This window comes from Streptomyces sp. NPDC101237, from assembly GCF_044767465.1.
Lineage (GTDB): Bacteria > Actinomycetota > Actinomycetes > Streptomycetales > Streptomycetaceae > Streptomyces > Streptomyces gramineus.
In genome coordinates, this window is the sequence record NZ_JBIWNY010000008.1 from 75,018 (window position 1) to 97,809 (window position 22,792).

Annotated in this window: 21 protein-coding genes and 1 tRNA gene; 10 read left to right on the forward strand and 12 right to left on the reverse strand. The window is 71.9% G+C overall.

Annotation, left to right across the window (positions count from 1 at the left end; translation table 11 throughout):
- Positions 1-22: 22 nt before the first annotated feature.
- Together ACIRQ9_RS14845 and ACIRQ9_RS14850 are read left to right on the forward strand one after the other, a co-directional pair.
- A complete protein-coding gene (locus tag ACIRQ9_RS14845; protein WP_404171939.1) occupies positions 23-715 on the forward strand; it encodes a carbonic anhydrase in 693 nt (230 codons plus the stop codon).
- Positions 716-788: 73 nt separating this feature from the next.
- On the forward strand, positions 789-1,208 hold the full coding sequence (locus ACIRQ9_RS14850) for a hypothetical protein (RefSeq protein ID WP_404171942.1): 420 nt from the start codon (positions 789-791) through the stop codon (positions 1,206-1,208).
- 370 nt (positions 1,209-1,578) lie between these two features.
- On the opposite strand, the gene ACIRQ9_RS14855 is transcribed toward ACIRQ9_RS14850, so the two are convergent.
- A complete protein-coding gene (locus ACIRQ9_RS14855; RefSeq protein ID WP_404171945.1) occupies positions 1,579-2,970 on the reverse strand; it encodes a cystathionine beta-synthase in 1,392 nt (463 codons plus the stop codon).
- A 149-nt stretch (positions 2,971-3,119) separates the two neighbouring features.
- On the opposite strand from ACIRQ9_RS14855, the gene ACIRQ9_RS14860 reads away from it, so the two are divergent.
- The 3 genes from ACIRQ9_RS14860 to ACIRQ9_RS14870 all read left to right on the forward strand — a co-directional run bounded on the left by ACIRQ9_RS14860 (position 3,120) and on the right by ACIRQ9_RS14870 (position 6,672).
- A complete protein-coding gene (locus ACIRQ9_RS14860) occupies positions 3,120-4,175 on the forward strand; it encodes an SGNH/GDSL hydrolase family protein (protein ID WP_404171948.1) in 1,056 nt (351 codons plus the stop codon).
- Between the two features lie 210 nt (positions 4,176-4,385).
- Positions 4,386-5,606, forward strand: a complete 1,221-nt coding sequence (locus tag ACIRQ9_RS14865) for an acetyl-CoA C-acetyltransferase (protein WP_404171951.1) — start codon at positions 4,386-4,388, stop codon at positions 5,604-5,606.
- 280 nt (positions 5,607-5,886) lie between these two features.
- Complete coding sequence (locus tag ACIRQ9_RS14870) at positions 5,887-6,672, forward strand: hypothetical protein (protein WP_404171954.1); 786 nt, start codon at positions 5,887-5,889, stop codon at positions 6,670-6,672.
- A 94-nt stretch (positions 6,673-6,766) separates the two neighbouring features.
- Here the strand turns inward: ACIRQ9_RS14870 and ACIRQ9_RS14875 are convergent, their stop codons facing one another.
- A complete protein-coding gene (locus ACIRQ9_RS14875; protein ID WP_362181319.1) occupies positions 6,767-7,078 on the reverse strand; it encodes a hypothetical protein in 312 nt (103 codons plus the stop codon).
- Between the two features lie 118 nt (positions 7,079-7,196).
- Here ACIRQ9_RS14875 and ACIRQ9_RS14880 point away from each other — a divergent pair, with 118 nt between their 5' ends.
- A complete protein-coding gene (locus ACIRQ9_RS14880; RefSeq protein WP_390633495.1) occupies positions 7,197-7,427 on the forward strand; it encodes a DUF4287 domain-containing protein in 231 nt (76 codons plus the stop codon).
- 74 nt (positions 7,428-7,501) lie between these two features.
- Here the strand turns inward: ACIRQ9_RS14880 and ACIRQ9_RS14885 are convergent, their stop codons facing one another.
- The 6 genes from ACIRQ9_RS14885 to ACIRQ9_RS14910 all read right to left on the reverse strand — a co-directional run bounded on the left by ACIRQ9_RS14885 (position 7,502) and on the right by ACIRQ9_RS14910 (position 13,193).
- Entirely contained in the window at positions 7,502-8,362 is an 861-nt protein-coding gene (locus ACIRQ9_RS14885) for a Bax inhibitor-1/YccA family protein (protein ID WP_351935609.1), read from the reverse strand.
- Positions 8,363-8,557: 195 nt separating this feature from the next.
- On the reverse strand, positions 8,558-9,736 hold the full coding sequence (locus ACIRQ9_RS14890; RefSeq protein WP_404171959.1) for a 4-hydroxybenzoate 3-monooxygenase: 1,179 nt from the start codon (positions 9,734-9,736) through the stop codon (positions 8,558-8,560).
- A gap of 192 nt (positions 9,737-9,928) precedes the next feature.
- Entirely contained in the window at positions 9,929-10,603 is a 675-nt protein-coding gene (locus ACIRQ9_RS14895) for a hypothetical protein (protein WP_404171962.1), read from the reverse strand.
- Between the two features lie 69 nt (positions 10,604-10,672).
- Positions 10,673-12,586: a hypothetical protein gene (locus ACIRQ9_RS14900; RefSeq protein WP_404171965.1), complete on the reverse strand. Its 1,914-nt coding sequence runs from the start codon at positions 12,584-12,586 to the stop codon at positions 10,673-10,675.
- A gap of 103 nt (positions 12,587-12,689) precedes the next feature.
- Positions 12,690-12,908 (reverse strand): hypothetical protein, encoded by a 219-nt coding sequence (locus ACIRQ9_RS14905; RefSeq protein ID WP_404171968.1) that lies wholly within the window; start codon positions 12,906-12,908, stop codon positions 12,690-12,692.
- Positions 12,909-12,977: 69 nt separating this feature from the next.
- On the reverse strand, positions 12,978-13,193 hold the full coding sequence (locus ACIRQ9_RS14910; RefSeq protein ID WP_351320879.1) for a hypothetical protein: 216 nt from the start codon (positions 13,191-13,193) through the stop codon (positions 12,978-12,980).
- 231 nt (positions 13,194-13,424) lie between these two features.
- Here ACIRQ9_RS14910 and ACIRQ9_RS14915 point away from each other — a divergent pair, with 231 nt between their 5' ends.
- Positions 13,425-13,820: a helix-turn-helix transcriptional regulator gene (locus ACIRQ9_RS14915; protein ID WP_404171971.1), complete on the forward strand. Its 396-nt coding sequence runs from the start codon at positions 13,425-13,427 to the stop codon at positions 13,818-13,820.
- Between the two features lie 187 nt (positions 13,821-14,007).
- Positions 14,008-14,235: a hypothetical protein gene (locus ACIRQ9_RS14920; protein WP_404171974.1), complete on the forward strand. Its 228-nt coding sequence runs from the start codon at positions 14,008-14,010 to the stop codon at positions 14,233-14,235.
- Between the two features lie 103 nt (positions 14,236-14,338).
- Here ACIRQ9_RS14920 and ACIRQ9_RS14925 read toward each other — a convergent pair whose 3' ends face one another.
- The 3 genes from ACIRQ9_RS14925 to ACIRQ9_RS14935 all read right to left on the reverse strand — a co-directional run bounded on the left by ACIRQ9_RS14925 (position 14,339) and on the right by ACIRQ9_RS14935 (position 17,634).
- A complete protein-coding gene (locus tag ACIRQ9_RS14925; RefSeq protein ID WP_404171977.1) occupies positions 14,339-15,607 on the reverse strand; it encodes an MFS transporter in 1,269 nt (422 codons plus the stop codon).
- A 781-nt stretch (positions 15,608-16,388) separates the two neighbouring features.
- Positions 16,389-17,324, reverse strand: a complete 936-nt coding sequence (locus ACIRQ9_RS14930; protein ID WP_404171979.1) for a DUF5937 family protein — start codon at positions 17,322-17,324, stop codon at positions 16,389-16,391.
- Between the two features lie 227 nt (positions 17,325-17,551).
- Positions 17,552-17,634, reverse strand: a tRNA-Leu gene (locus tag ACIRQ9_RS14935).
- A gap of 425 nt (positions 17,635-18,059) precedes the next feature.
- Here ACIRQ9_RS14935 and ACIRQ9_RS14940 point away from each other — a divergent pair.
- Both ACIRQ9_RS14940 and ACIRQ9_RS14945 read left to right on the forward strand, forming a co-directional pair.
- Positions 18,060-18,854 (forward strand): ABC transporter ATP-binding protein, encoded by a 795-nt coding sequence (locus tag ACIRQ9_RS14940; RefSeq protein WP_404171981.1) that lies wholly within the window; start codon positions 18,060-18,062, stop codon positions 18,852-18,854.
- Positions 18,854-21,382 carry an ABC transporter permease gene (locus tag ACIRQ9_RS14945; protein WP_404171984.1) on the forward strand — a complete coding sequence of 843 codons (2,529 nt, stop codon included), beginning with the start codon at positions 18,854-18,856 and terminating at the stop codon, positions 21,380-21,382. The genes ACIRQ9_RS14940 and ACIRQ9_RS14945 overlap by 1 nt, the downstream gene beginning before the upstream one ends.
- Positions 21,383-21,444: 62 nt before the next feature.
- Here ACIRQ9_RS14945 and ACIRQ9_RS14950 read toward each other — a convergent pair whose 3' ends face one another.
- Positions 21,445-22,734, reverse strand: a complete 1,290-nt coding sequence (locus ACIRQ9_RS14950) for a class I SAM-dependent methyltransferase (RefSeq protein ID WP_404171987.1) — start codon at positions 22,732-22,734, stop codon at positions 21,445-21,447.
- Positions 22,735-22,792 lie beyond the last annotated feature (58 nt).

The following is a 22,792-nucleotide window of genomic DNA, read 5'->3' on the forward strand; positions in this document are numbered from 1 at the left end:
CTGTGAACTCTGAGGAAGCGTCATGGCCTCGAACCGCAGGGCCTTTCTGACCGTCACCGCGAGCGCCACCGCGAGCGCAGCCGGCGCGCTGGCCGTCGTCCCCGCCCAGGCGACGGCCGGCACCGGCCGCCCGCCCGCTCCGGCGCCCGCCACCGCCAGTGCCGCCCTGGACGAACTCCTCGCCGGCAACCGGCGGTACGCGGTCGGCCGGCCGCGCCGCCCGCAGGACGTCGTCGGCCGGCGCCGGGTGCTGGCAGGCGGCCAGCACCCGTTCGCCGCCGTCCTCGGCTGCATCGACTCCCGGGTCGTCCCCGAGCTGGTCTTCGACCAGGGTCTCGGCGACCTGCTGTGCATAAGGACGGCCGGACAGGTGCTGGACGAGGCCGTGCTCGGTTCCCTCCAGTACGCCGTGGAGGAGCTGCGGGTCCCGCTGGTCGTGGTGCTCGGCCACGAGCGCTGCGGGGCGGTCGCCGCCACCCTCGGCAGGCTGCGCACCGGCGCGGCCGTCCCCGGCCACCTGGAACTCCTCGTCGAGGAGATCTCCCCGGCCGCCCGCCGCACCAGGGCGCTGCCCGGCGACTGGGCCGAACACACCATGCGGGCGCACACGGCGTGGGTTCGGGACGCGATCCGCGCGGACCCCGCGTTCGCGGGAGCCTCGGTGGTGGCGGCCCGGTTCGACCTGGACAGCGGGCTGGTGGCGCTGCTGCCGTGAGGGCGGTCCCCCGGACGGTTCCGGGGGCCTGCCCCAGTGCGCCGGGCCCGCGGGGCGCCCTAGCGTGGGCTCCATGACGGACGCCCGTGACACCGATCTGAAGAAGGACCTCGACGCCATCCTGCACACCCGCAGGGAGCTGGGGCCCGAGTACGAGCCGGAGCTGGCCGACTCCTTCCTGGAGAAGATCGACCAGCGCATCGACGGCGCGGTCGAACGCCGGCTGCGCAGGACCCTGGCCGAACAGCAGATGCAGCAGGCCAGGGGCGCGCGCAGCACCCGGGCGAGCGACTCCTGGGGCGAGCGCTTCGGCTTCGGGATCGTGTCGCTGGTGCTGGCGGTCCCGCTGTCGGCGATCGGCGGCGGCATCGCGCACCTGCCGGGCCTGGTGGCCGCCTGGGCGGGCATCGTCGGCATCAACGTGGCCCAGGCCGTACGCCTGAACCCCGGCATGTTCGGCCGCCGCGACCGGGACGACCGCGACGCTCTCTGACACCCGGAGCGTCCGCGCGGCCGGAGCCGGGTCCGGTGGGCGGGGAGAGTGGTGCGCGGGGACCGCCGCACCCCCGTTGCCGGGGGGCGGGACGACGGCGGTCCCCGCGAGGGACGCGAGCCGGGTCAGGGCCGGGCTTGCACGTCCGGGCGTCCATGGAGGTCCGGGAGCCGCTCCGGAGGTCCTTGGACGTTCGGTGCCGGCCGGGGCGGGGAGCCGCTCCCGCCCTGCCGACATCCACCAATGTGCCGGAGCCGTGTTAAGCGTGTGCTGCGCGGACGTGACACGCTCGTACCACTTCCGCGAAGTCCACCGCTCGGACACAGGGCGGCACGTTCCCCCGCGTCACGGCCGGTTCACCGGACGTTCGTCAGTGCTTGCCGCCCTTGGCGAGAAACGCCAGCAGGTCCTGCCGGCTGATGACGCCCTTGGGCTTGCCCTCGACGAGCACGATCGCCGCGTCCGCCGCGCCCAGCACCGTCATCAGGTCGCCGACCGGCTCGCCGGAGCCGACCTGCGGCAGCGGCCCGCTCATGTGCTTCTCCAGCGGGTCCTCCAGGGAGGCCCGCTTGCTGAACAGCGCGTCGAGCAGCTCGCGTTCGACGACCGAGCCGACGACCTCGGCGGCCATCACGTCCGGGTGCCCGGCGCCCGGCTTGACGACCGGCATCTGCGAGACGCCGTACTCGCGCAGCACCTCGATGGCCTCCCCGACGGTCTCCTCCGGGTGCATGTGGACGAGGGACGGAATGGAGCCGCCGGCCTTGTCGCTGAGCACGTCGGCGACGCGGGCGCTGGAGCTCTCGTCCTCCAGGAAGCCGTAGTCGGCCATCCACTCGTCGTTGAAGATCTTGCTGAGGTAGCCGCGGCCGCTGTCCGGCAGGAGGACGACGACCACGTCGTCCGGGCCGAGGCGCTCGGCGACCCGCAGCGCCGCGACGACGGCCATGCCGCAGGAGCCGCCGACCAGCAGGCCCTCCTCCTTGGCCAGCCGCCGGGTCATCTGGAAGGAGTCCTTGTCGGACACCGCGACGATCTCGTCGGCGACGGTCCGGTCGTAGGCGGTGGGCCAGAAGTCCTCGCCGACGCCCTCCACGAGGTACGGGCGGCCCGAGCCGCCGGAGTAGACGGAGCCCTCCGGGTCGGCGCCGATGACCTGCACCCGGCCCTCACTGGCGTCCTTCAGGTAGCGGCCGGTGCCGGAGATGGTGCCGCCGGTGCCCACGCCCGCCACGAAGTGGGTGATCTTCCCCTCCGTCTGCTCCCACAGCTCGGGGCCGGTGGAGTGATAGTGCGACAGCGGGTTGTTCGGGTTGGAGTACTGGTCCGGCTTCCAGGCGCCGGGGGTCTCCCGGACGAGCCGGTCGGAGACGTTGTAGTACGAGTCCGGGTGCTCCGGGTCGACGGCGGTGGGGCAGACGACGACCTCGGCGCCGTACGCCCGCAGCACGTTGATCTTGTCGGTGCTGACCTTGTCGGGGCACACGAAGATGCACTTGTACCCCTTCTGCTGGGCCACGATGGCCAGCCCCACCCCGGTGTTTCCGCTGGTCGGCTCCACGATGGTGCCGCCGGGCCGGAGCTCTCCGCTCTTCTCGGCGGCCTCGATCATCCGCAGCGCGATGCGGTCCTTCACGGAACCGCCCGGGTTGAAGTACTCGACCTTGGCGAGCACGGTGGCCTGGATGCCCTGGGTGACGCTGTTGAGCCTCAGCAGCGGGGTGTTGCCGACGAGGCTGATCATCGAGTCGTGGAATCGCACCGTTGTCTCCGGTTGCTTTCAAAAGAAGTGGTCCTGGTGGTGCGGCCAGCCTAAGGCCCGCTCCGGAGGTTCACTCCCCGTTGAGATTGACGCACGGGCTGTACGGGGCAAGGAGTGGATGAGCGGCAACGAGGAGGTGGCGGCGACGTATGTCGAGCATGTCGAGGGCGCGCGTGGCCCGGCGGATCGCGGCCGGGGCGGCGTACGGCGGAGGCGGGGTGGGGCTGGTCGGCGCGGCCGCCGTGGGCCTGGTGCTGGCCGAGGTGCGAATGGCCCGGACGGCGGTGGGCAACGGCACCGGCGGCGGCCGGGTCCCGGTGGCGGACGGCCGCTACGGCGACGCCTACGGCACCGAAGAGCCTCCGCTGCGCCTGGTGATGCTCGGTGACTCCACGGCGGCCGGGCAGGGCGTGCACCGGGCCGCGCAGACGCCGGGCGCGCTGCTGGCGTCCGGTCTCGCGGCGGTCGCCGAACGGCCGGTCGAGTTCGCCAACGTGGCGCTGCCCGGGGCCCAGTCCGACGACCTGGACCGCCAGGTGGCCCTCGTGCTGGGGTCGGCCTCGCCGCCGCCCGACGTCTGCGTGATCATGATCGGCGCCAACGACGTCACCCGCCGGATGCCGCCGACCCGCTCCGTGCGCCATCTCTCGGCGGCGGTCCGCCGGCTGCGCACGGCGGGCGCGGAGGTGGTCGTCGGCACCTGTCCCGACCTGGGCACGATCGAGCCGGTACGGCAGCCGCTGCGCTGGCTCGCCCGGCGCGCGTCCCGCCAGCTGGCCGCCGCCCAGACGATCGGCGCGGTCGAGCAGGGCGGCCGGACGGTGTCGCTGGGCGACCTGCTGGGCCCCGAGTTCGCGGCCAACCCGCGCGAGCTGTTCGGACCCGACAACTACCACCCCTCGGCGGAGGGCTACGCCACGGCCGCGATGGCGGTGCTCCCCACCGTCTGCGCGGCCCTCGGCCTGTGGCCGGCGGACGAGGAGCGCCCCGACGTCACCCGCCGCGAGGGCTTCCTGCCGGTGGCCCGTGCGGCGGCGGAGGCCGCGGCCGAGGCCGGCACGGAGGTCACGGCGGCGATGCCGACCGGGCCGCGCGGCCCGTGGGCCCTGCTGAAGCGCCGCCGGCGCCACCAGGTCGAGCCGTCCGCGCCGCCCGCCGACCCGGCGTCCCGGGAGGCGAGGTCGCGGGCGCGGACGTCCGAGTAGACCAGGGCGGCCCGTGCGGCGGGTCGGACGGCGGGTCGTCGGGTGCGGCACCGTCGTGGCCGGTCGCCGGTCCGCGGTGTTCCGTACGGGCCGCGCGCCGACCAAGCAAGCGCTTAGAAAGTGCGGTCAGTGTCACACGTCGGCACCCGTGACCGATGACGTACGTACGGGTAACTTCCCAAGCACCCCTGCCAACCCATTGGAGCCGTGATGCCCGAAGCCGTCATCGTCTCGACCGCCCGCTCCCCGATCGGCCGTGCCGTCAAGGGCTCCCTGAAGGACCTGCGGCCCGACGACCTCACCGCGACGATCATCCAGGCCGCCCTCGCCAAGGTCCCCGAGCTGGACCCCCGGGACATCGACGACCTGATGCTCGGCTGCGGCCTGCCCGGTGGCGAGCAGGGCTACAACCTCGGCCGGATCGTCGCCGTGCAGATGGGCATGGACCACCTTCCCGGCTGCACGATCACCCGGTACTGCTCCTCGTCCCTCCAGACCAGCCGCATGGCGCTGCACGCCATCAAGGCCGGCGAGGGCGACGTGTTCATCTCGGCCGGTGTCGAGACGGTCTCCCGGTTCGTCAAGGGCAGCTCGGACGGTCTCCCGGACACCACGAACCCGATATTCGCCGAGGCCCAGGCCCGTACCGCCGCCACCGCCGCGTCCACCGGTTCCACCTGGCACGACCCGCGCGAGGACGGCCTGGTCCCCGACCCGTACATCGCGATGGGCCAGACCGCCGAGAACCTGGCCCGGGTCAAGGGCGTCACCCGTCAGGACATGGACGAGTTCGGCGTCCGCTCCCAGAACCTCGCCGAGGAAGCCATCAAGAACGGCTTCTGGGAGCGGGAGATCACGCCGGTCACCCTCCCCGACGGCACGGTGGTCAGCAAGGACGACGGCCCGCGCGCCGGCGTCACCATGGAGGGCGTGGCCGGACTGAAGCCGGTCTTCCGCCCCGACGGCCTGGTCACGGCCGGGAACTGCTGCCCGCTGAACGACGGCGCGGCCGCGGTGATCATCATGTCCGACACCAAAGCCCGCGAGCTCGGCCTCACCCCGCTCGCCCGGATCGTGTCGACCGGCGTCACCGGCCTCTCCCCCGAGATCATGGGCCTCGGCCCGGTGGAGGCCTCCAAGCAGGCCCTCGGCCGCGCCGGCCTGACCGTCGGCGACATCGACCTGTTCGAGATCAACGAGGCGTTCGCCGCCCAGGTGATCCCCTCCTACCGCGACCTGGACATCCCGCTGGAGAAGCTGAACGTGAACGGCGGCGCCATCGCCGTCGGCCACCCCTTCGGCATGACCGGTGCCCGGATCACCGGCACGCTCATCAACTCCCTCCAGTTCCACGACAAGCAGTTCGGCCTGGAGACGATGTGCGTCGGCGGCGGCCAGGGCATGGCGATGGTGATCGAGCGCCTCAGCTGAGCCCCTGAGTAACCGTCACGGGACCTACCGTGACGCCACGGCCCGGTGTTCGAGAAAACCCCGAACACCGGGCCGATTTGTGATCCAATCTCCCCCAGGATGTGACCTATCTCCCTTCGGGGGGATTCGCCGCAGGTCAGCGCCGTTGTCCAGCCCTGTACGCGGGTCAAAGCCCTGTCCGTTTCGTGACGTTACGCACTGACAGCTTGATAGTCCACCCTTCAAGCTGATGTAGGAAGTCGGGGGTCGACTTTGAACCGGGAGTACGTCAGTGAGCGCCATGCCGATCGCCTTGCTGCTCACCACGGCCGCCACGGGCGCCGTGGGCGTCGCCGTCCTGCGCACCGTGATGAAGCTGCGCCGTCAGGTCGCCGAGCTGCACACCCAGCTTGCCCAGAACCAGGCCGCCGCGATGCGCGCGCTGCTGCCGGCCGCGCGCAGTCACGCGGACGCCGAGCAGATACGGGCCGCCGTGGCGGAGGCGCTGGCCGAGGAGCGGGAGCGGGAGCTGGCCGAGGCGCGGGCCTTCTGGGCCGCGCAGGAGGCGCGTGACGCCTCCGACACCCCCTCGTTGCTGGGCCTGGCGGACGGCGAGCCGTTCCTGCCCCGGCACAGCGACTTCGCGGGCCTGGAGCCGGTCACCGAGCAGACGTCGGAGGCCGACGACTTCGCCGGAGGCACCGCCGCGGATTCGCCGGAGCTGGCCGCGGCCCGCCGCCGCCACCCGTCCCATCCGGACTTCGTCCCCGTGCAGTCGCCGGTGGTGAACGACCACGAGCGCACGGTCGCGACGCTGGAGCAGCTGGCCGAGTCCCGGGTCGAACTCTCCGACGTGCGGCCGGGGCCGCTGGGCACCCTGGACGTCTACGTCTTCGCCGACGGCACGACCCTGTGCATGACGCCGGGGCACCGGGAGACGGCGGAGCGGCTGGCCGCGGCGCTGACCGCGGGCGAGACGCCGTACCTGCTGGGCGGGTCCGGGATCTCCGGCGCCTACACGCTGACGTTCGCGTGCGGCGAGGAGAACGTGTACATCCTGGCGGACCGGGTCATAGCGTCGCTCTGAGATCGGTGCGCGTCCGGGCGCGGGTGCGACGTGGCCGGTCGCGCGGTTCCCCGCCCCCCTGACGGGGCGCCACGCACCCGCACCCGCACCGCTCTCACACCCCCGCCTTCTTCTGCGCCTCCTCCACCAGGCGGACCGCGTCGCCGACCTCGGCGTCGCTCTCCAGGACCACCGCCAAGTCGTTGCCGGCCACGGTGATCTGGTCGGCGACCGCGAACATCCCCGCGTCCGGCATCTCCCGGGCCTCGCCGCCCGGCTCCTCGACGTCCTGCGCCCAGTTGGCCAGCTGCCTGGCCAGCGACAGCGCCTCCGCGGCCGCTCCCCGCTGCAGCCGACTCTGCGGCGCCGCCCTCAACTTGTCGGCGAAATGCTCCACGGCACGGGTAAGAGGCGTCGTATCAACCACGCGGTGAGCGTAACGCCTGGCGTCGGCCGTCCTGTCCCGACTGTTGCCAACACGCCAACACTCAGGCACGGTGACGTGAAGGACCGGCTACAACCCCCTTTGCGCACCGGAGGCGCCGATGTCCCAAGTCTTCTCCGAGGAGACCCATCGCAACATGCTCGCCCGCATCCCCCATTGCACCGGTCGTGAAGTGTCCGACTGGCTGCGCACCGTCGCCGAAGGCCCGGCTCTCTTCCGCTTCGAGGAGAAGGTCAGCTGGCTGCGCCACGAACACAACCTCGCGTACGGCCACGCCAAGGCACTGGTCCACGAGTACGACCTGAGGAGGGCCGCGCGCAAACTGCTCTAGGCGCGCAGACGACGAAGGGCCCCAGGGAAGTCCCGGGGCCCTTCTGCGTTCCGCGGCGGCCGGAGCCGCCGTCGTCAGTCGTTGCTGCTGAAGATCGCCACCAGGCGCAGCATCTCGACGTAGATCCACACCAGCGTCAGCGTGAGGCCGAACGCGGCCAGCCAGGCCTCGTTCTTCGGGGCGCCGTACGCGATGCCGTCCTCGATCTGCTTGAAGTCGAGGGTCAGGAAGAACGCGCCGAGCAGGATCGCGATGATGCCGACGATCGCGCCGAGCGGACCGAAGCTGCGCAGCCCGCCGTCGCCGGCGACGCCGAACGCGACCAGCAGCAGGTTGACCGCCATCACCAGCACGAAGGCGATCGCGATGGCCATGCCGATGCGGGCGTAGCGGGCGGTGACGCGGATCCAGCCGGCCTTGTAGACCAGCAGGGTCGCGCCCGTGACCGCCATGGTGCCGAGCACCGCCTGGAACGGGGCACCGCTCCACCGGCTGTTGTACATCTCGCTGATCACGCCGAGGAAGACGCCCTCGAAGGCGGCGTACCCGAGGATCAGCGCGGGCACCGGGGTGCGCTTGAAGCTCTGGATCAGGGCCAGGACCATCGCCACGATCGCCGAGCCGAAGGCCAGGCCGTAGCTGGTGGTGGAGACCGGCAGCAGGGCCCAGGCGAGGGCCGCGCCGACGGCGACCGTGCCCAGCGTCATCGCCGACCGCAGGACCACGTCGTCCATGGTCATCCGGCCGGTGGTGGCCGGGGCCTGCGGCGGGGCGCCCTGCTGGACGTCCTGCTGGGCGTAGGGGTTGTTCGCGTACGGGTTCTGCGCGTACGGGTTGCCCTGTGCGTACCCGGCCTGCGGCGCGGCGTTGAAGCCCGCGTAGCCGTTGTCGCGGCTGAACCCCCGTCGCGAGAAGACCGGGTTGCTGCTCCTCATTTCACTCCTCCATGGCCACCTCGCGCGGCCTTGGCATCAAGAGTAATGGATTGGCAAAGGAATGACCCTCGTACCTGGGGAGGATCTTTCCCTCGTCCTGCTGCGCAACACGCTACGCGGACCCCTCATTCCCGGCCATGGAGGGCTTCATTCCATGACGGAGTCGCGACATGCCCGGAACCGGGCGGAGATGCCTCAGGCGTCCAGCGGGAAGCCCGTGTAGGCCTCCGCCAGGTCGGTCTCGGCACCCCGGTGGGAGACGATGCGGCCGAGGCGGGCCAGCTGGAGCCGGGCGTCGAAGGGGGTGTCGGCGGGGCCGCGGTGCAGCAGGGTCGTCATGTCGTACGAGAACCGCTCGGCCTGCCAGACCCGGCGCAGGCAGGTCGCCGAGTAGGTCTCCACGAGGTCGGGCGAGCCGGTGTCCCGCTCGTGGACGAGGGCACGGGCGAGGGTGACGACGTCGCCGACGGCGAGATTCAGCCCCTTGGCACCGGTGGGCGGCACGATGTGGGCGGCGTCCCCGGCGAGGAGGACCCGGCCGTGCCGCATGGGCTCGTGGACAAAGGACCGCATGGGCGTCACCGACTTCTGGGTGACCGGGCCGCGCTCGAGGCGCCAGTCGTCGTCGGTCGCCAGGCGCCGCTCCAGCTCGTCCCAGACCGCCTCGTCGCTCCAGTCGCCGGCGTCCGTGCCCGCCGGGACCTGGAGGTAGAGGCGGGAGACGGACGGGGAGCGCATGGACAGGAGGGCGAAGCCGCGGTCGTGGCGGGCGTAGACCAGTTCGTCGTGGGAGGGCGCGACGTCGGCGAGTATGCCCAGCCAGGCGTAGGGGTAGGTGCGCTCGTAGACCCGGGAGGAGGAGGCGGGGAAGACACCGCGGGTCACCCCGCGGAAACCGTCGCAGCCGACGACGTACGCGCACTCCAGGACGTCCTCCCGGCCGGCGTGCCGGAACCGGACCCGCGGCCGCCCGCTCACGGCGCCCTCCACCGCCAGCGCCTCCGCCTCGAAGAGCAGCGGGCCGCCTTCCGCCAGCTGGAGGGCGATGAGGTCCTTGCAGACCTCGGTCTGGGCGTAGACGGTCACCGACCGGCCACCGGTGAGCCCGGGGAAGTCCACCCGGTGCCGGCGCCCGGCGAACCGCAGCTCGATACCGTCGTGGCGCAGGCCCTCGCGGTCCATCCGGGCCCCGGCGCCGGCCGCGCGCAGCGCGTCCACCGTGCCCTGTTCCAGGATCCCGGCGCGCTGGCGGTGTTCCACGTAGGCGCGGTCGCGGCTCTCCAGGACGACCGAGTCGATGCCGGCGCCGTGCAGCAGCCGGGCGAGCAGCAGCCCGGCGGGTCCGGCGCCGATGATGCCGACGGTGGTGCGCATCGGGTCGATCCTTCCGTGGGCGTGCGCCGACGCCCGCTGGGAGACACCGGAGTTCGCCTGGCGAAATCTCCTTCACACCGGCCTCCGAAGTCTCCGTCCGCACCCTCCCCCTGTCAACGGACGCGCACCGGCCGCCCGGCCCGCCGGAGGCGGCGGTGGCCGGGCGGCCGGTGCGGTCGGCTTCGGGCGCGATCAGCGGCGCGGCCAGCCGTCCAGGTGGCGGTGCAGGGTGACGTCGGAGTGCGGGTCGCCCTTCGGCGCGTTCGCGACGGCGTCGTGCAGGACGGCGGTGACCTCGGCGGCCAGCCCGTCGGCCTTCGTGCGCAGCTCGTCGGCGGGCAGCGTGGAGCGGCTCAGCGCGTCGAGCCGGTGGTGGATGTCCGCGAGCTTGCCCCGCGCGGTGCCGTCGAGGAGCAGCGGGTTCGGGGTGGAGACCACGAACTGGTAGGCGCCGGCCAGGGTCTGGCAGCCCGTGCACTCCTTGTTCGCGGCGTCGCTGAGGTTCACCGCGTTCAGCCGCGTGTGCTCCCCGGCGATCGTGACGATCTGGAAGGACAGCGCGACCGAACGGCAGTGGTCGTCCGCCGAGCAGCCGGCCGAGACGGCGTTGGCCTGGTTGCGGACGGCGGCGGCGTTGACCTTGCCGAACTGCCGGACCGTGAACGAGTCCCGGATCTGGGTGTGGTGACCGCGGTCGGCGTGGCTGAAGACGTGGTCGGAGGCGAACGCGGCGTGCGGCATCGCGGTGGCCGCCTGTGCGGGCACGGCGGTGGCCGCGCCCGCGACCCCGGCGGCGAACAGGCCGATCCGGACGGCCCGCCGGGTGAGCGGACCTTGGGTGGTGCGTGGTTTTCGGTGACTGCTCATGGATGCTCCAGTGCTCCTGTGCTTCTGCGATGAGTGGTTCGGTGGCCGGACGCGGGCCCGAGCAGCTCGTCAGGACGCGACCGGTGCCGGGTCGGCCGTGTCGCTGGGCGGCGGCGGGGTCGCCGAGGGCGTCGAGGACTCCGGGACGCTCTCCGAAGGTGTGGGCGACGGCTCGGGCTGCGGCGCGCCGGTCCCGTCGGACGGCGAGGGCGCCGGGACGACGGCCGTCGACCCGCTGGACGGCACCGGTGACCTGGAGGCCTTCCCGCCCGTCGCGCCGGGCGCCGAGGCGGACGGCGACGCCGAGGCGGACGCCTCCCGCGAGGACTCGGCCGGCGACGGCCCGGTGCTCGCGCCGGGCGTGCCGCCCGGCGCACCGGAGGCCGGGGCCGACGGGTCGCCGGGATCCGTGGACCGGCCCGGGGTGTCGGCCTGCCGGGCCGGCGGTGCCTCGGTCGGCACCCCCGGCTGCAGGATCGGCGCGATCGGCGGCTGCTTGGGCAGCGGCTTCGGCGTCACCCCGGACACCCAGGCGTAGCTGAGCCCGGTGAGCCCGACGAGCACGAGGGCGCAGACCGTCAGCCGCAGCGCGGGCCGGCCCTCGGTGGTGCGCTTCGCGGCCCGGACGAGCCGCCCGCCGATCTTCACGGACAGGTAGACGACACCGGCCATCGGGCAGAGCAGCATCACGCTGCCGATCGTCCCGACCAGCCCCTCGACGATCTTCCCGTCCACGAACGCCGAGCCGGTCCCGACCAGTTGCTCGGTCAGGGAGCGGACCATGGTGGTGAGGATCCGCGGCAGGTTCCACAGCGCGTACCCGAGTTCACCGATGATCAGCGGGACCATCGTCAGCACCCAGGTGGCGACGATGGTGCGCGCCGACTTCTTCAGCCCGGCGACCTCCTCGCGGGCCTTGTCCCCCCGCGGTCCCGGCACCAGTGCCAGCAGGATCGGCCTGATCTTGCCGTACAGGTCCGGGACCCCGGCCAGGTCGCCGAGGATGTAGTAGCCGTCCAGCCGCACGGCCGGCATCAGCTGTTCGAGGATCTCGAAGTGGCCGAGGTAGACCGCGGCCAGGAAGAACTGCGCCCCGGTGGCGAAGTAGGCACCGGCCATCGCCAGCATGAAGACGATGTTGAAGTAGACGCCGCCGAGGTCGGTGCGCAGCCGCCCGGCCCGGCCGATCCGGTAGACGTCGGTGACGTCGGTGTACATCGACGGCCAGATGAGGAAGAGCCCGCACCCGATGCAACCGGGGCGGGCTCCGCCGTATCTGCACGCGGAGGCGTGGCCGAACTCGTGGAAGACGAGGGAGGCCACGGTGAGCACGAAGACGACGAGGATCAGGACGGGCTGGTCGAGCACCTGCAGGACGGGTTCTATCGCCCCGAAGAATCCGAACAGCCAGACGTCCATCGCGACGACCGCGGCCAGCACCAGGGCCACCACCACCGGTCGGTGCAGCCAGGCCAGCGAACGGGCGATCTTCGCCGTCCGCCGCTCGTCGAAGATGACCCGGTGGCCCTTGAGGGCGAGCAGCAGGTCGGAGCGCGGGGCGTCGACCTCGTCGTCCTCCTGGCCCTCGGGGACCGTCACGCCGAGCGGTTCGAGCTTCTTCTCGACGAGGAAGCGGATGTTCTCCCCGCTGACCTCGCGGCCGAAGCGTGCGCTGACCCGGTGGGCGATGGCCTCCACGTCGCGCACGCCGTCGACCGACGACGCCACCAGGTACAGCAGCCTGGACAGCTGCACGACCTGCCCGTCCCCCCGACGGGCGATGTACTTGGGCTCGGTGAATCCCGATCCCTGGTACTCGCCGTGCAGCTTCAGTCCCGCGCTCAGCCGCGGGACGGTCGGCGGTGGCTCGACCACCGGCAGGTTGCCCGTCGCGACCTGCTCGTAGGTGACCGGCCAGCCGCCGGGTCCGGGCACCGGGCCCGTGTCGTGCAGTGCGGCGGTCCCGTCTCCGAGCACCGTCATGTGTGGTCTCCCCCCGGATCCCGCATGCAGTTCCCCCCTGGGCGCCCTGGGGCGCCGGCCGTGAGCGCCACCGCCGGGGCGACGGCGGTGGCGCTCCCGGGTACTACTGGGTGACGCTGATCGACTGCGCGGCGGACGAGCTGGCGGCCGACCACGCGGAGTGGTCGTTCAGCGCGGCGGACTGGTTGGACGCCTCGATGTTGGCGACGTGCTTGGTGACGTTGACCGTCTTGCCGAAGCTGAACTTGAGCTTGCCGAGGGCCTCGCGGCCCGGCAGCAGCTCGGCGGACTCGTTCTCCAGCTCGTTCATGTCCATGCTCATGACGGATGTCCTTTCGTTTCCTGCGCGATCAGGGTGAGGTCGACGCCGGCGCCGTGCGCCGGCGCGGTGTTACTGGTGAACGCTGATGGTCTGGGCGGCGCCGGAGTCGGCCACCGACCACGACGAGTGGTCGTTCAGGGCGGCGGACTCGTTGGCGGCGCTGATGTTGGCGACGTGCTTGGTCACGTTCACCGTCTTGGTGATGCCGAACTTCAGCTTGCCCAGGGCCTCACGGCCCGGCAGCAGCTCAGCGGACTCGGCCTCGAGCTCATGGGCGTCCATCATGATCGCTTCCCCCTCAGGGATAGACATTTCCGATCGGACCGAGTCAGGTTCCCCCCGGACTCTGTCCAATCTGGTCGGACGTGCTGTCCAACGAGATTGGACACTAGGCCCTCGGGAACCCGCCGCGCAACCCCTTCCGGAAATCACCCGCTCGGCCGATCGGCTACCCGACCGTAGAATCGGCCGGGACATGGCGGGACTCCGCAGGCGGCGAGCAGGAAGTGACGGTCAGTGGCCAACGCACTGCAGCAGTTGATCCGTGAGCACCTCGACCGCAAGGGCTGGTCCTACGGTGACGTGGCGCGGCGCGGCGGTGTCCCCCGCTCCACCGTCCACCACCTGGCCACCACCGAGCGAGTGGTCCGCATGCCCCAGACGACGACCCTGGAGGGGCTGGCCAAGGGGCTGGAACTCCCGCTGGAGAGCGTGCGGCGGGCCGCCGCCGAGGCGTGCGGCATCCACGTGTACGACACCTCGCCGGGCGCGGAGCCGCAGGGCGCCGCCGACCCCGAGGTCGCGCTGCTCATCGCGAGCGTCCAGAAGCTGTCGGCGGACGACCGCCGCCACGTCACGGCCCTGGTCGAGTCCCTGCTGGACCGTTCCTCCGGATCCGCCGAGGAGAAGTGACCGCCCCCGGACCGCCGCTCGAACGGTATCGGACGTTCTTTCGCCAAGTCGGAAAAAGAATCCGACTCCGCACGAAACCGTGAAGATCCAGGACTAGTCTCTCGTCCTGCCCGGGACGCGAGAGCCGCACGACCACGGGCTCTCAGGGGGACATGTGTTGTTCGTGCACGGCGGACCGGCGACGGCTGTGGTCCGAGGACCCGAGGGCGAGTCCGTCGTCCTGCTCTCCGGCGAACTGCCCGAGGTGCTCACCGAGGCGTCGGTCACCGAGCTGCTGGACCTGGCCGCCGCCATCCTGGACACCGGCGAACTGACCCTCTTCGCGGAATGCCTGCACGCGCTGCGCCGCAACGGCATGCGGGCGGGCCGCCGCATCGAGGTCGACGGCGCGGTCCTGACCGTCTACGAGGGATGAGCCGGATCATCGGGCGTCGCAGCAGACCGGCGGGCTCCACGCCCGGTGGAGTCGGCCGGCGGCGAACTGCCCGCCCGAACCCCCACCCCCGTCTCCCTTTCCTTCAGTCCCTGGTCAGTTGGCGATCGCCCGCGGCCACGCTGTCCGGCACCGCGTCGCCCCGGCCGGCCAGGGCGCGCTCTCCCCACCGCACGACCGGCACCATCGCCAGGCCGGCCGCGACGAACAGGGCGCCGAGCAGGATCCAGCCGGGCGCGCCCCAGTAGACGAGCAGTCCGGTCAGCGCGAGCGGGCCGACGATCTCGGCCACCGTCAGCCCGGACCCGAAGAACGCCTGGTACTGGCCGTGCTTGCCGTCGGGCGCGAGACCGAAGCTGATCTCCCAGCTGCCGGCCATCTGCATCATCTCGCCGACCGTCTGCACGCCCGCGGCGGCGATCAGCAGCAGCACCGCCGACCAGGCGGAGTCACCGCTGCCGGAGAACGCGAAGACGACGCAGCCCACGCCGAGCAGCAGCCCGCCGCGCACCACGTAGCGCGCCCCGCTCGCCAGGTCGGTCACCCCGCGCGCCACGCGCACCTGGAGGACCACGACGGCGAGCGTGTTGAGCACGAACATCACCGACAGCACCCACTTGGGGGCGTCGGTGTGCCCGACGATCCACAGCGGCAGCGCCACGTCGATCAGCGGCACGTGCAGCACGAGGACCAGGTTGAGCAGGCTGACGGCGACGTAGGGCCGGTCCCGGAACACCGTCTTCGTCCGCTCGCCGCCGGCGGGCGCCGGGGTGGGCGCGACGGGCGGCACCCGCCACAGCACCGCCGCGGCCACCGCGAAGGCCGCGGAGTTGAGCGCGAACGCCGCGAGGTAGGCGCCGCGCGTGTCGAAGAGCAGCACCACGCCGCCGAGCGCGGCACCCACGGAGAGCCCGGCGTTGTAGCCGGCCTGGAGGACGGCGCGGACCTTGGTGAGGTTCTCCTTGGGCACCACTCCGGCCAGCAGCGCCTGCTGGGCCGCGGAGCCGCTGCGCTGCCCGACCGCGTACAGGCACGCCGACAGCACGAACAGCGGGAAGGAGCGCAGCACCAGGTACGAGCCGACGGCCACCGCCGCGCACAGGAAGAAGAACACCGCCGTCCCCCGGGCCCCGCGGCGGTCGGCCAGGTGTCCCAGCGGCACACTCAGGGCCAGCGCCACCGTCCACGCGATGGTCAGTCCGAGGCCCAACTGCGCCGCGGACAGGCCGACCACCTGGGTGAAGAACAGGGCCGCCGTCACGTAGTACGCGCCGTCGCCGGTCCTGCTGATCAACTGGGCAAGGGCGAGCGTGCGCGCCGGTCCGGCCGGAGGGACGAGGCTTTTCGGGTTCATGTGGCTCCTTGGGCGGGCCCGCCGGGTCGTGGGCTCACCGGTGCAGTCGGAAAGGAGGCGGGCAGACCAGGGCGCCGGCCACGCGTGGGCGCCTCACCGCCCGGTGCACCCTGGCCACCGGCGCGTCCGCCGCCAGCAGCGGCGGCATGACGGAGCGTCCGAAGACCAGGGGGTGTGTCCGAAGACCAGGGGGTCGGCGAAGTCGCGCCGCACCCGCACGTCCTCCTCGCCGGGCGGGACGACGAACCCGCCGGCGCAGCCGGGGGCCTCGGACAGCCAGCCGACCAGCGCCACGTTGGCGGCCGGTCCGCCGGTGAAGCCCTCGTGGGTGTGACCGGCGCCGTGCGGGACGCGGGCGACGACGCGGCCGGGTGCGGGGATGACGCTGCCCGTGGCCGTGCCGCCCTCGGTGCCAACCGCCGCCGAGAGGCGGCAGCCGCTGCGCAGGAGCGATGTACGGGGTGCCTGGTCGGGGGCGGTGTGCGGGACGGTCAGGATGTTCCCTTCGGGTCGGTCCGGGAGTGTGACGTGGAGGAAGGCGTGGAAGGCGTGGAAGGCGTGGGAGATACGGGCTCATGACAGCCGGATGTCCGGCCGCCGACACCTCGGCCCGCCTGTCCCCCGCCCTGCGGACGGCCAGGGGCCCGAGTTCGTCTCGGTCGACGTCGCACCGTGAGCGAAACACACCCGCGCGGGCGTCCCCAACGCTTTTAGCTCCCGCTAAAACCGACCTAGGACCGCCGTCCCCGGCGGTTTCGCCGTCCGCTCGCGCGAGCGGCGCTCAGGCCGAGTGGCGCCCGGCGCCGGGCGCCACGGCGCCGCGTACGAGCGTCTCGCCGGTCTCGGTGAGGGAGTGGATGACCCGCCGGCCGTGGCGCCGGCTGGTCACCAGGTCGCACTGGCGCAGCACGGCGACGTGCTGGCTGATGGCGCCGGGGGTGACGTTGACGGCCTCGGCGAGGTCGCCGGTGGAGGCGGGTACCAGCAGGGCCTCCAGCACCGCGGAGCGGACGCCGCCGAGCAGCGCGGCCAGCGGGCCGGGCCGGTCGGAGGTGTGCCGGTGCCACATCTCCTCGACGCCCGTCCTCGGGTAGACGATCATCGACTGCTGCGGGGGCGTCATGGTGAGCACCTCCGGCCCGCAGAACACGCTCGGTACGAGCACGATGCCCCGGCCGCCCAGCTCCTCCTGGTAGTCGTAGGCGCTGCGGACCGTGAGTTCCTGGTCCCGCCAGGCGATGCGCGGGTTCAGGGAGGAGAAGACGGGGGCGGCGCCGGAACCCTCTATCACCTGCATGCGGGAGCGGATGTCGGACTGCAGTCCGCCGTGCAGCCGCCGCCAGTGCGGCTCCAGCGCGAGGTCCCAGTAGGTCTGGAGCAGATCGGTGATCAGGGCGATGGCCTGGGCCGGCTGGGCCAGCATGTGCCGGTGCAGCGGGGCCGCCTCCTGACGCCAGGTCACGGGCGTGCCGGGGTCGGCGGCCATCCAGGACACCTCGGCGACGAAGTGTTCGCTCGGGGTGGCGCGGACCATCCCCAGCTCTTCGGCGATCTTCCGGGGCCCGGTGCCGTCCGGCGGCGGGGTGAGGAAGTCCGGGACGTATCCGCTGGGCGGGATCAACGCGCGGAGCGGCAGGAGGTCCACGGTCCGCAGCCGCGCGCGGACGTCGTCGGCCCACGGCTGGTGCCGCCTTCTGCGCTCGGCCGAGCCCAGCATGCGGATGCTGTATACGGCCTCCCCCAGCGGAGAGGGCGAGAACCGAACCCTTGCGATGTCGTCCGCGGTCGCCGAGAAGCGGATCATGTTTCCCCCATGTCCCCGTTGACGCCGCTCCGGTAGAGGGCGCAGCGGCACAGGGAAGACGATAGGACGCCGCGGTGACAGCCGAGGACCTCCGGCGCCAACCGGACGTACGGCAAGGAAAGGTGTGATCAGAGCGAAAGTGCCCGGAACCGGACTTGAACCGGTACGCCCGCGAGGGGCAGCGAGGTTTAAGCTCGCCGTGTCTGCATTCCACCATCCGGGCAGGCCATGGGCTTCGCAACGAGATTCCGAGCCTATCGGGAGGCGTCCCCCGAACAGCCGACGGACGACCCGATGTTGTCTTATTTTATTGACGTCTGAGGGTGCATCAGCCACCGGAACGGGCCATCCGCACTTGCCAATAGCGTTACGCGCGGTGGGTGCGCACGTACGTGGAATGACGGAATTTCACCGTCCGAACAAGGGGGCTCCACCTGTTCTCGACGGACGGACCTCAGGGTCCGCCGTCATCCCCAGGTATGACGCGACGCCCTCCGGTCCCCCCTCGGTCGCCCCCCGGAACCGGAACTGCGGCTGACTACACGGGCCCGTACGGCCGGGACGATGGTCACGTCCCCATGAACGCCGTCGTCCCGACAGGAGCGCCCTTCCGTGTCCACCACACCCTCCCCCCGACTTTCTCCGGGGGTGCCCGCAGCCGACCGGCGGACCACCTCCGTGGCCGCCCGTGCCACGGAACTGTCCAAGATCTACGGGCAGGGTGAGACGCAGGTCGTCGCCCTGGACCGGGTCACCGCCGAGTTCCGGCAGGCCGAGTTCACCGCGATCATGGGGCCGTCCGGCTCCGGCAAGTCCACGCTGATGCACTGCGTGGCCGGCCTCGACACCTTCTCCTCCGGCTCCGTGCGCATCGGTGACACCGAACTCGGCTCCCTGAAGGACAAGCAGCTGACCAAGTTGCGCCGGGACAAGATCGGGTTCATCTTCCAGGCCTTCAACCTGCTGCCGACGCTGACCGCGCTGGAGAACATCACCCTCCCGATGGACATCGCGGGGCGGAAACCGGACAAGCAGTGGCTCGACAACGTGATCCAGATGGTCGGCCTGAGGGACCGGCTGAGCCACCGGCCCGCGCAGCTCTCCGGCGGCCAGCAGCAGCGCGTCGCCGTGGCCCGCGCCCTCGCCTCCCGCCCTGAGATCATCTTCGGTGACGAGCCGACCGGAAACCTCGACTCCCGCTCCGGCGCCGAGGTGCTCGGCTTCCTGCGCAACTCCGTGCGGGAGCTGGGCCAGACCGTCGTCATGGTCACCCACGACCCGGTGGCCGCCTCGTACGCGGACCGGGTCGTCTTCCTCGCCGACGGCCGGATCGTCGACGAGATGTTCAAGCCGACGGCGGACGGGGTCCTCGACTTCATGCGCCAGCTGCCCGGCAGCGGTCCGCAGACCTCCGAGCCCGTCGCGAAGGGCCGGACCAGCTGATGTTCCGCACCGCTCTGCGCAACGTCCTCGCGCACAAGGCCCGGCTGCTGATGACCGTCCTCGCCGTGCTGCTCGGCGTGGCCTTCGTCTCGGGCACCCTGGTCTTCACCAACACCATCTCCGACGCGTACCAGAACAGCTCCGCCAAGGGCTTCGACGGCGTCGACGTGGCCGTACGGGCCAAGTACCAGGACTCCAAGGGCGATCAGGTCGGCAAGACCCCCGACCTCACCCAGGCGCTGCTGGACCGGGCCGCGAAGGTCTCCGGGGCCGCCTCCGCCACCGGCGTGGTCTCCGGCTTCACCGCGATCGCCGACCAGCACGGCAAGCTGATCGGCAGCGGCTGGCAGTCCCAGGGCGGCAACTACTGGGGGGCCCGCGACTCCCGCTACCCGCTGGTGAGCGGCCACGCGCCGAAGGGCGCGAACGAGGTGCTGATCGACTCGAAGACCGCCGAGCGGGCCGGCTACAAGGTCGGCGACACCGTGCGCATCTCGGTGAACGGACCGGTCCTGAAGCCCACCGTGGCCGGCGTCTTCACCACCGACGACGGCAACGTCGCGGCCGGCGGCAGCCTCGCGCTGTTCGACACCGCCACCGCGCAGCGGCTGTTCGGCACCGAGGGCGCGTACGACGAGATCGACGTGACCGCCAAGTCCGGCACCGGACAGGCCGCCCTCAAGGCCCAGCTGGACCGGGCGCTGCCGAAGAAGCTCGTGGAGACCACCACCGGGCAGAAACTCGCCGACGACCAGGCCGAGGCCATCTCCAGCAGCATGAGCGGCCTGCGCCAGGGCCTGCTGGTCTTCGCCGGCATCGCGCTGTTCGTCGGCACGTTCATCATCGCCAACACCTTCACCATGCTGGTCGCCCAGCGCACCAAGGAGCTGGCGCTGCTGCGCGCGGTGGGCGCCTCCCGCCGCCAGGTCACCCGCTCGGTGCTGATCGAGGCGTTCGTGGTCGGCGCGGTGGCCGGGGTCGCCGGTCTGCTCGCCGGTATCGGCATCGGCGCCGGACTGCGCGCGCTGATGGGCTCGTTCGGCGCGACCGTGCCGGACGGTCCGCTGGTCATCAGCCCCGGCACGGTGGTCGCCGCCCTCGCCGTCGGTGTCGTCATCACCATGCTCGCCGCCTGGCTGCCCGGCCGCCGGGCCGCGAAGATCCCGCCGGTCGCCGCGATGAGCGCCCTGCACGCGGCCCCGACCACCAAGTCGCTGGTGCTGCGCAACACGATCGGCGCCCTGTTCTCCGCGGCGGGCGTCGCGGTGATCCTGGCGGCGACCACGATGAACGGCAGCGACGGCCAGGCCCCGATGGGGCTCGGCGCGGTCCTCCTCATCATCGGCGTCTTCGTGCTGACCCCGCTCCTGTCCCGCCCGCTGATCGCGGCCGCCGCCCCGCTGCTGCGCGGGTTCGGCGTCGCCGGGAAGCTGGCCCGGCAGAACTCGGTGCGCAACCCGCGCCGTACCGCCGCGACCGCCTCCGCGCTGATGATCGGCCTGACGCTGATCACCGGCATGACGGTGATGGCCGGCAGCCTGCAGAAGTCCATCGACAAGATGGCCGGCTCGGCGATCCGCGCGGACTACGTCGTCTCGATGGCCAGCGGGAACGCGCTCTCGCCCGACGTGGCACGGAAGGTCGCGGCCTCGGACGGAGTGACCGAGAGCAGCCCGCTGCGCAACGCGGCCTCCCGGATCGACGGCGACACCGAGTTCCTGACCGGCGTCAACGGCTCGGCGATCGGCAAGCTGACCGACCTCACGGTGGACAGCGGGTCCTTCAAGGTCGGCGGCTCGGACGTGGTCGTGGACGACGACACCGCCAAGTCGCACGGCTGGAAGGCGGGTTCGGCCTTCACCGTGCACTTCGAGGACGGCAAGTCGCGGCGGATGACCGTCGCCGGGGTCTACCAGGGCAACCAGATGATCCACGGGATCATGCTCGACAACGCGGTCCTGACCCCGCACCAGAAGGACCCGGCCGACATGCAGGTCATGGTCAAGACGGCGGACGGGGCGTCGGCCGCGGCCAAGGACGGCCTGGAGAAGGCCCTCGGCTCCAACCCGGCGATCGAGGTCCAGGACAAGCAGGACCTGTCCGACTCCATCGCGAAGGCGTTCACGCTGATCCTGAACATGGTCTACGGCCTGCTCGCGATGGCGGTGATCGTCGCGGTCCTCGGTGTCATCAACACCCTGGCCATGTCGGTCTTCGAGCGGCAGCAGGAGATCGGCATGCTCCGCGCGATCGGCCTGGACCGCAAGGCGGTCAAGCGGATGGTCCGGCTGGAGTCCCTGGTCATCTCGCTCTTCGGCGGCGTGCTGGGCCTCGGGCTCGGCGTGTTCTTCGGCTGGGCGGCCGGGCGGCTGGTGGGCGCGAAGATGCCCACCTACGAACTGGTCCTGCCCTGGGAGCGGATGGCGCTCTTCCTGGTGCTGGCCGGCGTGGTCGGTGTCCTGGCGGCGCTGTGGCCGGCCCGGCGCGCGGCCCGGCTGAACATGCTGGCGGCGATCAAGTCCGAGTAGCCGCGGCCACGGCGAAGGGGCCCCGCACCAGCCGTGCGGGGCCCCTTCGCCGTCCTGTGGACCTACCGGTTCCAGGTGCGGGCGCGCAGCGGCAGTCCGGACCCGCCGGACTCGGGGGTCCGGACGGCGAGGACCTGGTTGACGCCGATCCGGTTGCGTTCGAAGGCGAGGGCGGAGGCGGCCATGTACAGCCGCCAGACCCGGGCCCGCCCGGGGCTGGTGAGCCGTACCGCCCGCGCCCAGTCGGCCTCCAGGTTGGCCACCCAGCGGCGCAGGGTGAGGGCGTAGTGCTCGCGGATCGACTCCACGTCCCGCACCTCGAAACCGGCCCGCTCCAGCTGCGTGACGGTGGTGCCGATCGGGGCCAGCTCACCGTCGGGGAAGACGTACGCGTCGATGAACCGGTCGACGTGGTACGCCTGCTCGTCGCGCTGCGGGCGCCGCGCGATCTGGTGGTTGAGCAGCCGGCCGCCGGGCTTCAGCAGCGCGAACAGGTCGCTCGCGTACTCCAGGTACTTCGCGGCGCCCACGTGCTCGGCCATCCCGATCGACGAGATCGCGTCGTACGGCCCGTCACGGACGTCCCGGTAGTCCTGGACCCTGATCTCCACCCGGTCGGTCAGACCCTCGTCGGCGACCCGTTTACGGGCGTACACGGCCTGCTCCTGGGACAGGGTCACCCCGACGACGCTCACGCCGTGCTCGCGGGCCGCGTGGATCGCCATCGAGCCCCAGCCGCAGCCGACGTCGAGCAGCCGCTGACCGGGGTTCAGACCCAGCTTGCGGCAGACGAGTTCCAGCTTGTCGCGCTGGGCGGTCTCCAGGGTGCCGCCGTCCTCCCAGTACGCGCAGGAGTACACCATGGACGGCCCGAGGACCGTCTCGTAGAAGTCGTTGCCGACGTCGTAGTGGTGGCTGATGGCCTGTTTGTCGCTGCGGCGGGTGTGCAGATGGCCGCGTCTGCGCATCTCCTCGCGGGGCGGGGCCGGCGGGAGGGGCGGTCCGGCGAGCCTGAGCAGCTCCCGGACGGCGGACCGCACCTCGGGGTCGCGCAGGGCCTGGCCGAGGGTACGGCTGTCCTCCCCGCGTTCCCAGATCAGCCCGGACATCTGCGCCAGGGCGCCGTACAGGTCGCCCTCTATGTCCAGGTCGCCCGCGACCCAGGCCCGGGCCATGCCCAGTTCGCCCGGCTTGAACAGCATGTAACGCAGGGCACGGCGGTTGCGGATCACGATCGCCGGGGCGTCCGGCGGTCCCGCCTGTGATCCGTCCCAGGCCCGCAGCCGTACCGGGAGCGGAACTCCCAGCACCTGCTCGGCAACACTCCTCAGCCGCGACGCGGCGTCGGCCATGGCGCACACCTCCAAGACGACGATCCCGGATGCCGGTTACCACGTAAACACCGTGAGG

Excerpts from the sequence above, each read along its gene's own strand:
- ACIRQ9_RS14845 (WP_404171939.1), top strand. The coding sequence starts at position 23 with ATGGCCTCGAACCGCAGGGCCTTTCTGACCGTCACCGCGAGCGCCACC.
- ACIRQ9_RS14850 (WP_404171942.1), top strand. The coding sequence starts at position 789 with ATGACGGACGCCCGTGACACCGATCTGAAGAAGGACCTCGACGCCATC.
- ACIRQ9_RS14860 (WP_404171948.1), top strand. The coding sequence starts at position 3,120 with ATGTCGAGCATGTCGAGGGCGCGCGTGGCCCGGCGGATCGCGGCCGGG.
- ACIRQ9_RS14865 (WP_404171951.1), top strand. The coding sequence starts at position 4,386 with ATGCCCGAAGCCGTCATCGTCTCGACCGCCCGCTCCCCGATCGGCCGT.
- ACIRQ9_RS14870 (WP_404171954.1), top strand. The coding sequence starts at position 5,887 with ATGCCGATCGCCTTGCTGCTCACCACGGCCGCCACGGGCGCCGTGGGC.
- ACIRQ9_RS14880 (WP_390633495.1), top strand. The coding sequence starts at position 7,197 with ATGTCCCAAGTCTTCTCCGAGGAGACCCATCGCAACATGCTCGCCCGC.
- ACIRQ9_RS14885 (WP_351935609.1), bottom strand. The coding sequence starts at position 8,362 with ATGAGGAGCAGCAACCCGGTCTTCTCGCGACGGGGGTTCAGCCGCGAC.
- ACIRQ9_RS14890 (WP_404171959.1), bottom strand. The coding sequence starts at position 9,736 with ATGCGCACCACCGTCGGCATCATCGGCGCCGGACCCGCCGGGCTGCTG.
- ACIRQ9_RS14895 (WP_404171962.1), bottom strand. The coding sequence starts at position 10,603 with ATGAGCAGTCACCGAAAACCACGCACCACCCAAGGTCCGCTCACCCGG.
- ACIRQ9_RS14900 (WP_404171965.1), bottom strand. The coding sequence starts at position 12,586 with ATGACGGTGCTCGGAGACGGGACCGCCGCACTGCACGACACGGGCCCG.
- ACIRQ9_RS14905 (WP_404171968.1), bottom strand. The coding sequence starts at position 12,908 with ATGAGCATGGACATGAACGAGCTGGAGAACGAGTCCGCCGAGCTGCTG.
- ACIRQ9_RS14910 (WP_351320879.1), bottom strand. The coding sequence starts at position 13,193 with ATGATGGACGCCCATGAGCTCGAGGCCGAGTCCGCTGAGCTGCTGCCG.
- ACIRQ9_RS14925 (WP_404171977.1), bottom strand. The coding sequence starts at position 15,607 with ATGAACCCGAAAAGCCTCGTCCCTCCGGCCGGACCGGCGCGCACGCTC.
- ACIRQ9_RS14930 (WP_404171979.1), bottom strand. The coding sequence starts at position 17,324 with ATGCTGGGCTCGGCCGAGCGCAGAAGGCGGCACCAGCCGTGGGCCGAC.
- ACIRQ9_RS14945 (WP_404171984.1), top strand. The coding sequence starts at position 18,854 with ATGTTCCGCACCGCTCTGCGCAACGTCCTCGCGCACAAGGCCCGGCTG.
- ACIRQ9_RS14950 (WP_404171987.1), bottom strand. The coding sequence starts at position 22,734 with ATGGCCGACGCCGCGTCGCGGCTGAGGAGTGTTGCCGAGCAGGTGCTG.